This is a genomic window from Actinoplanes sp. NPDC089786 (assembly GCF_040684855.1).
Lineage (GTDB): Bacteria > Actinomycetota > Actinomycetes > Mycobacteriales > Micromonosporaceae > Actinoplanes.
In genome coordinates this window covers 22806-31249 of record NZ_JBFBGU010000042.1, presented here as the reverse complement: position 1 = coordinate 31249, position 8444 = coordinate 22806, and the positions used below count along the sequence as shown (strand labels likewise).

Annotated in this window: 6 protein-coding genes; 3 read left to right on the top strand and 3 right to left on the bottom strand. The window is 72.0% G+C overall.

Annotation, left to right across the window (positions count from 1 at the left end; translation table 11 throughout):
- Window positions 1-95: 95 nt before the first annotated feature.
- Window positions 96-839: a phosphotransferase gene (locus AB0O15_RS46200; protein WP_364333984.1), complete on the bottom strand. Its 744-nt coding sequence runs from the start codon at window positions 837-839 to the stop codon at window positions 96-98.
- A 24-nt stretch (window positions 840-863) separates the two neighbouring features.
- Here AB0O15_RS46200 and AB0O15_RS46195 point away from each other — a divergent pair, with 24 nt between their 5' ends.
- Window positions 864-1292, top strand: coding sequence for a hypothetical protein (locus AB0O15_RS46195; RefSeq protein ID WP_364333981.1), 429 nt, complete (start codon window positions 864-866; stop codon window positions 1290-1292).
- Between the two features lie 4 nt (window positions 1293-1296).
- Here the strand turns inward: AB0O15_RS46195 and AB0O15_RS46190 are convergent, their stop codons facing one another.
- Entirely contained in the window at window positions 1297-2298 is a 1002-nt protein-coding gene (locus AB0O15_RS46190) for a LacI family DNA-binding transcriptional regulator (RefSeq protein ID WP_364333978.1), read from the bottom strand.
- A 148-nt stretch (window positions 2299-2446) separates the two neighbouring features.
- Between AB0O15_RS46190 and AB0O15_RS46185 the strand changes: the two genes are divergently transcribed.
- On the top strand, window positions 2447-4240 hold the full coding sequence (locus AB0O15_RS46185) for a ricin-type beta-trefoil lectin domain protein (protein ID WP_364333975.1): 1794 nt from the start codon (window positions 2447-2449) through the stop codon (window positions 4238-4240).
- 58 nt (window positions 4241-4298) lie between these two features.
- Window positions 4299-5213, top strand: coding sequence for a hypothetical protein (locus AB0O15_RS46180; RefSeq protein ID WP_364333972.1), 915 nt, complete (start codon window positions 4299-4301; stop codon window positions 5211-5213).
- Here AB0O15_RS46180 and AB0O15_RS46175 read toward each other — a convergent pair.
- Entirely contained in the window at window positions 5156-8440 is a 3285-nt protein-coding gene (locus AB0O15_RS46175; protein WP_364333969.1) for a P-loop NTPase fold protein, read from the bottom strand. The two genes, AB0O15_RS46180 and AB0O15_RS46175, sit on opposite strands and share 58 nt — an antisense overlap.
- Window positions 8441-8444: the final 4 nt, after the last annotated feature.

Genomic DNA, 8444 nt, shown 5'->3' with positions numbered 1-8444 from the left:
ACCACGCCGCGATGGCCCAATGGGCGATGATCATCATCATGACCCGCCGGTTGGCCCGCCACCAACACACCTGAACCCCTCATTTACCAGGGTCTTTAGAGCGTGCGGACCTGGGCGAGCCGGTTGACCGCGTACTCGTCACCCCAGCAGACGGCGGCCTCCCACGCGGCCGATGCCTGCGCGGCGATGTCGTGCTCGCCGTCGCCCAGGCCGGCGGCGTTGCCGGGCAGCACCAGGTCGAGGTCGGGGACGTCGACATGCGACTCGTCCCAGTCGATCAGCCCGACCCGGTCGGCGGTCATCCGGATGTTGCCCGGGTTGGCCGGGTTGCCGTGCACGACGCAGGTCGGCCGCCCGGCCAGCCGGGCCCAGGCCGCCCGGCAGCGGGCCACGCCCTCGGCGGGCATCGCGCCGAGGTCGATCCTCGTCCCGGTCCCGGCCCGCAGCAGGTCGACCGACGATCGCCACCCCGGGCGCTGCGGCCAGCCTCGCGTCACCCGATGCACCTCGCGCAACGTGGCGGCCACCCGGCGCCAGTCGGCCGGCGACTCCGGCGGCCCGCCGTCCAGGTAGGTCATCACGACCAGACCGTCGGCGAACAGCCGGCCGTCCCGGGCCGGGATCGGCACCGGCACGGTCAGGCCGGCCCGGTCGAGGTGCTGGAGGAGCGCGGTCTCCCAGGCGAGGTCGGCGTCGCTCCGGGAACCGGCCCGGCCGACCGCGAGCCGCCCGCCGACGCGAACGTTCCACACGTCGTTGGCGACCCCGCCGGCGAGCGGCTCGATCCGGACCGCGTCGTCACCCCACTGTCCGAGCGCCTCCCACCCCACGGGCCACATCGTAAAGCTGAGAAACTGGTACACATGACCACCTGGCGTGACACGACCTCCGAACAGGCCCAGTCCGAGCTCGACTCGCTGCTGAACGCGGTGCTCACGTTCGCCGAGCAGACGCTGGTGAAGTACGGCGAGTTCTATCCGTACGGGGCGGGCATCACCCGGTCGGGTGAGATCGCGATGCTGGCCGCCGATCCGGGGCTCGGCGAGAACCCGGATTCCGACAAGGTGCTCGCCCTGCTCTACGAGACCGCCACGGGCCAGCCGGACGAGTGGCGGGCGCTCGCCATCGTGTCCGCGGTCAGCACGACCGGCGGCGACGCGGTTCGGGTGGAACTCGAGCACAGCGAGAAGGTGGCGCTGATCGTGCTGCTGCCGTACTCGGTGGACCCGGCCACGCGTGAGGTGACGACCGGCGACCTCCAGGCCGGCGCGGCCGAGCCGCGCATCTGGTGAAAAGCTAAGCCCGTGGGGCCGCGGCGGTCGAGTCGCGGATGATCAGCTCGACCGCGAGTTCCACGTGCAGGGCGTGGACCTCGTGGCCGGCGATCAGGCGCATCAGGATGTCGACGGCGATGCGGCCCAGTTCGGAGAGCGGCTGCCGCACCGTGGTCAGGGCGGGGCGGACCGCGCGGCTCAGGTCGATGTCGTCGAAGCCGGCCACCGACAGGTCGCCGGGAACGTTCAGGCCCAGGCTCCACGCCGCCGAAAGGATGCCGACGGCCACCTTGTCGTTGAAGCCGATCAGCGCGGTCGGGCGGTCGGACCGCGTGAGCAGCCGCAGCGCCGCACGGTAGCCGTCCTCGGTGGTCGCGTGGGCGCTGCACAGCAGCGCGGGGTCGGCGATCATGCCGGCCCGGGCCAGGGCCGCGGTGTGGCCGTCGCGGCGGGCCGAGCCGGCCAGCCACTCGTCGGGGCCGCCGATCACGCCGATCCGGCGGTGGCCCAGCTCGACCAGGTGGGACGTGAGCGCGCGGGCGCCGGCCGTGTGGGCGGCCGAGACCGCGGCGATGTCCGGCGGCGGGGCCGTGCGCGGGTCGATCACCACGAACGGGAAACCGCTGCGGCGCAACGCGATCAGCTCGTCGCCGGACTCGGGCGGCAGGATCAGCAGCGCGCCCGAGACGTCGCGGCGGGATGGGAGGCCGGGCAGGACCGACTTCGCCTGAGCCGATTCGCCGGCGTCGAGAAGGCAGTCGAGGAGGCAACTGTTCAGCCGCTCGGCGATCGACGAGACGATCGCGCCGAAGTAGTCGGTCAGTACGTACGGGCACCGCACCAAAACCGGATGGCCGGGCGCGGGCCGTGGCAGCGCGGCGCCCCGTCGCTCGTACGCGCGGCGTACCAGATCACGGGTTTGATCGGCGACGTTGGGGTGGCCGTTCATCACCCGGGACACGGTGGCGATGGACACCCCGGTCGCCGCGGCGATGTCCCGGACCGACGGCCCCCGGCTAGCCATCTGTTACATCGACGTGTTTCATCGCCACACCATACTCCACGTCGTTAATTAAGACTCTTGACGAATCGAGCAGGGCGGATGTCTCATGTTTCCAGGCATCACGTAACACGCTTGTTACATGCTGTTTCATCCCCAACGGAGGTGCCCTGTGAAACGCATCCTGGCGGCCGCCCTGATATCGGCAGCCGGCATCCTCGCGGTCCCGGCGAGCGCCGAAGCCGCGACATCGGCCAACGTCTGGCTCACCACCCCCGACCGAGCCAACCTGCTCACCCCGAAGGCGGCGGTCAACTTCGGCTCCGGCGGCAGCGGGCCGGTGATCACCGTCAACCCGAACACCACGTACCAGTCGATGGTCGGCTTCGGCGCCTCGTTCACCGACGCGGCGGCGTGGAACGTCGTCAACTCACCGCAGCGCAACAGCATCATGAACGCGCTGTTCAACCCGTCCAGCGGCATCGGCATGAGCTGGCTGCGGCAACCACTCGGCGCCACCGACTTCAGCCGCTCGTTCTACACCTACGACGACGGCGCGGCCGACCCGAGTCTCTCGCGGTTCTCGATCGCGCACGACCAGGCGTACATCCTGCCGCTGGTCCAGCAGGCGCGCGGTCTCAACCCGCAGCTGTCCGTGATGGTCACGCCGTGGAGCGCGCCGGCCTGGATGAAGACCAACAACAACCTGGTCGGCGGCTCCCTGGCCGGCGACCGGGTCGGTGTGTACGCCGACTACCTGGTCAAGTCGGTCCAGGCGTACCAGTCGGCGGGCGTGCCGATCGCGTATCTGAGCGTGCAGAACGAGCCGAACTTCTCCCCGCCCGGCTACCCCGGCATGCTGATGCCCGCGTCCCAGCAGGTGTCGATCATCAACAACCTCGGCCCCAAGCTGCGCAACGCCGGGATCACCACCAAGATTCTCGGGTACGACCACAACTGGGACGACACGACGTACCCGCAGACCGTCAACAACCAGGCCGGCAGCAACGTGGCCGGCTCGGCCTGGCACTGCTACGGCGGCAACCCGAGCGGCCAGTCGACCGTGCGCAACGCCCAGCCCGGCAAGGAGATCTTCTTCACCGAGTGCTCGGGCACCGAATCGGGCAACACCTTCGCCGACTCGCTGCGCTGGCAGGGCCGGAACCTCGCGGTCGGCACCACGCGCAACTGGGCGCGGACCGTCACCACCTGGAACATGGCCCTGGACGGCAACCACGGCCCGGTCATCGGGAGCTGTGACAACTGCATGGGCGTGGTCACCACCGACGGCGGCAACGTCACCTACAACGCCGAGTACTACGTGCTGGGCCACCTGAGCAAGTTCGTCAAGCCGGGCGCGGTGCGGATCGACTCCACCGGGTACGGCGAGGGCGGCATCGAGAACGTCGCCTTCAAGAACCCGGACGGCAGCATCGCACTGGTCGCCGTCAACACCGGCGGCGCACAGAACTTCCAGGTCTCGTACGGCGGCCAGTCGTTCGGCTACAACCTGCCGGCCGGCGCGATGGCCACCTTCACCTGGCCCGGCGACGGCGGCACCACCCCGCCGCCGGCCGGCCGCACCGGGGCGATCTCCGGCCTCGGCGGCAAATGCCTCGATGTCACCAACGGCTCGACCACGAACGGCAACCTGCCGCAGCTGTGGTCCTGCACCTCCGGCCCCAACCAGACCTGGACCCTGGGTACGGACGGCACGATCCGCGGCCTCGGCAAGTGCCTGGACGTCAAGGACAACGGCACCGCGGACGGCGCCCAGGTGCAACTCTGGGACTGCTTCGGCGGCGCCAACCAGCGCTGGACCGCCAACGCGAACCGCGACCTGGTCAACGTCGGCGCGGGCAAGTGCCTCGACGTCATCGGCAACACCAGCGCCGACGGAACCAAACTGCAGATCTGGTCGTGTACGGGCGGCGCCAACCAGAAGTGGACCGTCCCGGCCGCCTGACCGCACACTGTGGACTCCCGCCCGTCGTCGCCGGGCGGGAGTTCACTACGATTCCGCGGTGCTCTCCCGCCGTACCCTCATCCTGTTGTTGTCCTTGGTCTTGCCCCTCGCCGCGTGCAGCGCGCCCACCGAGGCCCCGAAGCCGCCCCGCCCCACCCGCTCCGCCTTCGACGGCAAGGCCGCGATCGCCGCTTCGCTGAGCGGCATTGACGCGGGGGTCTACAGCTTCGCGGTGACCGCGTCGTCAGGGTCGATCAACGGCATCCTCCACGCGCCCAGCCGGAGCCTGGAGACCGAATCGAGGCAGCAGGCAGGCGACCTCGAGGTCACCTCGCGCACGCTGCTCATCGGCGACCGGCAATACCTCAACATGGCCGCGGGCGGCGCCGGCTGGGACGAGCTGCTGGACGCCATCGCCAAGTTTCGGGGCAAGAAGCTGCCGATGGATGTACGCGAGACGTACGAGCTGCTCGGCGGCGAAACCTGGATCTCGCTGCCATCCGAGCCGCGTGACGCCGACCTCACCGCGCCGGACGCTCTCGGGGTGAAGGCGCTGATGAGCCACGTCAAGTCGGCCCGGGGCAGCAGCGCGGGCGGCAACAACCAGATCACCGGCACGATCGACGTGAGCCGCCTGAACAAGTCGCCCGACCTGCTCGGCTCGATGGCGAAGCTGACCGTCCCGGCTCAGGCCCTGGCCGCGGAGCCGATCCGCTACGCCGCCTACATCAAATACGGCAAGCTCAGCATGCTCGAGCTCACCATGCCGGGCGGGGCCGGCACCTGGATCGTCGAGGTGAACGACTACGGCACGGCCCACCCGGCCCCGGCGCCCCCGGCCGCCAAGGTGAAGAAGCTGTCGCCGAAGGAGCTGCGCCCCTTCACCGACGGCGACCCGGTCCTCGCCCAGCGGGTTCAGCTCCGGAGGTCCACGAACGAGAAGCGGGCCACCTCGGGCGCCCACTCGGCGTAGCGGTGGCTGGGCGCGTCGGCGTAGCGCGAGTTGCGTTCCAGCCAGCCCCGGATCGGCTCCAGCGCCGGATCGTCCACGTCGGACAGCAGGGCGCCCAGGGTGGCGTCCGGCCGGTCGGTGGCCAGCGCCCCGATCAGGGTCGCCGCCGCGGGCTGGCCGGTGACCACCGCGAGCAGGAAGGCGACCACCTCGTGGTCACCCACGCCGCCGCGCGGGTGGTGGAACTCGGCCGGGTCGTTCGTCCGGGCCTTCAGGATCTGGTACGTGTTGACGAAGCGCTTGACCGTCCGCGGGGTGCGCCCGAGCAGCGGCGCCACCGCGGAGAGGGCGGCCGCCTCGTCGCCGGTCGTCTCCAGCAACCGGGCCGGGAACCGCTTGCGCGGCATGCGGGGCGGGCGCTGGGTCTTCGCCGGGACAGGCGGCGCCGGGGTCAGGGGTGTGCTCGCCGGCTCGGGCGCGGCCGGAACGGATTCCCGAGGGGGCTGCTGCCCGGTCAGCCCGGTGATCATCTGACGCACCAGGCTCTCGTCGAGCGGCGTCAGCCGGACCGGGATCTGGATGATCTTCTCCAGGTAGTCGGACGGCGTGGCCGAGCCGGAGTCGCCGAGCAGCTGGTGGTAGCGGATCCGCAGCGACTGCTCCAGCCACCGGGTGTCGACCGCGAGCACCACCACGAACATCTCGAAGTTGAAGAGCAGATGCACCGCCTCCAGAACCTGCACGACCTTCTCGGCCGGGCAGCGGTCCAGGTCGTCGATGGCCAGCACGACCCGGCGGCGGCCGGCCACGAAACCCCGGTCGAGCTGATGGAACAGCTCCCGGGTGCGGGTCACCAGGCTGAGTTCCTCGCGGTACTCGGTCACCTCGGACACCTGCCGCAGGATCATCGCCAGCGGCTCGGTCTCGGCCTGCTTGCGGAGGCCGGCCTGCTCGGCCTTGCGCCGCCCGGTCTCCTCGGCGGCCCGGCGCACATCGATCTCGGCCTGCTCCCGCCGCTGCTCGGCGTCGCGGGCGGCCCGCTCGGCGGCCCGGAACCCGAGAACGCCGGCCGCGGTCCGGCCCGCCTCGCTCACCTCCGTCGCATGCTGACGTGCGGCCTTCACCTGGGCCGCGACGCCGGCCACCACGGCCAGCGCCGCCACCACGACCGGCCACACGCCGGCGAGGGTCACCGCACCCGCGGCGGCCACCAGGAGACCGGCCGCCACCAGGGTGAGCCGTTGCCGGACCCGCCACGACTTGGCCGCCCGCTCGACCTCCCTCGCCGTGGCCAGCTCCTTCTTGCGGCTCTGCTCGGTGCGGGCCGCCGCATCGGCCTCCCGGTCGACCTGGACCACGTCCGGCAACGCGTCGACCACGTCCTGGCGCTCGGTGATCCGCCGGAGCACCTGGTCGACCAGGCTGGCCCACAGGTTCGTCTCGGCGTAGTGCCAGGCGTTGAACTCGACCACCGAGACCTCGTCCAGATAGCCCTCGACGCCGGTGAACTGACGCAGCGTCCGCAGGATCCGCTCCAGCACGAACGTCTTGCCCGAACCCCACTCGCCGAACAGGCCGATGGCCAGCGGCGGCCGCAGCTTCTCGGAGGCGATCAGCGCCGACAACGCGAGGGCGTCCCGCTCGGCGTCGAGCAGGTCGTTGCTGTCCCGGTCGTCCGGCTCGTACCCGGCGATGCTCTGCGACACCGGCCGGGTCCGGCCCACCGGCCACACCGACACCGTGGCCCCGCTCGCCACCGCGAGGCAGTGCCCGTCCTGACTCGCGGCCAGCAGACCGACCTCGGCGCCGGCCGAGATGATCGCGACCGTGGGCCCGCCGGGCTCGGCGATCGCCACGTGGCTGCTGCCGGAGGTGGCGACGCCGGTGTCCCGGCCGAGGGACACCAGGACGCACGGGCCGGTGTGCGCGGGGAAAACCGCCGAGGTCGCCGGCATCGTCCCGGCCTCGGCCGTGTCCTCGGTCAGGGTGCTGACCAGGACGGCGCGGTCACCGATGCCGATCAGCGCCCGCCGTCCCGAGGCCTCCGTCGCGATCACCTCGCGGGCCTCGGGCACGAGCCATTCGGGCGGCCGGTCGTCGCCCCAGTAGCGGGCGGCGCCGCCCGGCCCGATCAGCCACGCGGGCATGCCACCGGACAGCCGCCCGCTCCGCATCCCGGCCGCCCGGCACAGGACCGCGCCGCTCTCCGCCCACACGACCTCGGCATCGTCACCCTCGAGGCGCAGCGCGATGATGCCGCCGCGGCGCCATCCGAGCGAGACGACCCGGCCCGCGACCGCTCCCACACGCCGGATCCGGCCGGCCGCGTTCACGTCGTACACCACCTCGCCGACCAGCGCGGCGAACCGGTCGACCTGCGGCGAGAAGGCCACCGCGCTGATCGTCCCGGGCAGCTCGGCCGACCATTCCGCGGGCGCGCCGAGGGCGGTGGCCAGCAGCGGCTGGTCCTCGGCCAGCCGCCGGCCGTTGTCGGTCAGGTGGTCCCAGCCGTGCGACATGTCCACCAGCGCACCGCTCCGCAACAGCGCCCAGCCCAGGTCGGCCGAGTCCAGCGCGAGGCCGGCCGCGACATGGGCGGCGTCCAGCGGCCAGGCGACCGACCAGCGCCCGTGCACGACCTGGAGGTGATCGTTGCCGGAGCGGACCGGACCGGCGTCCGGGGCCGGGTAGCCGAGGGCGGCCACGAACGCGCCCGACGACAGCGGTTCCGGCCGGTCGCCGAGGGTCAGCACGTCATCGGCGAACCGCGACTCCAGCCGGGCCTCGGCCAGCCCGCGGCGCAGCGGTTCGGCGGCCTCCTCGGTCAGGACGTGCACGCGCAGCAGGGCCTGCGGGTTCGCGGTGGTCCCGAATCCGCTGACCAGCGCGTTCAGCGAAACCAGGGGTTCGAGGCCGCCGGCCCGGGTGCCGAGCAGCGGCGCCGCGACCACCGCGTCGGCCGCGTTCGCGTGCGTGCCGATCCGGCTCGCGGCCCGCTCGACGAGCCGGCTCCCGCCGTGCGCGCCCTCCGGGTCGGCCGTCATCGCGAACAGCAGGATCCGACCATCGGGGGCCGGCGCCGCGACCACCACGCCCGGCGCGTCACCGGCGGCGGGCGGCCGGCCGCCGAGGCGCTGAACCCGCCTCCGCACCTCGGGCACCATCGTGCCGTCCACTCCGCACGGCACGACGAGAAAGGGCGCGTCGCTGTCGAAGAGGTCCCCGACAACGATCTCGACCCGGCTCACCCGC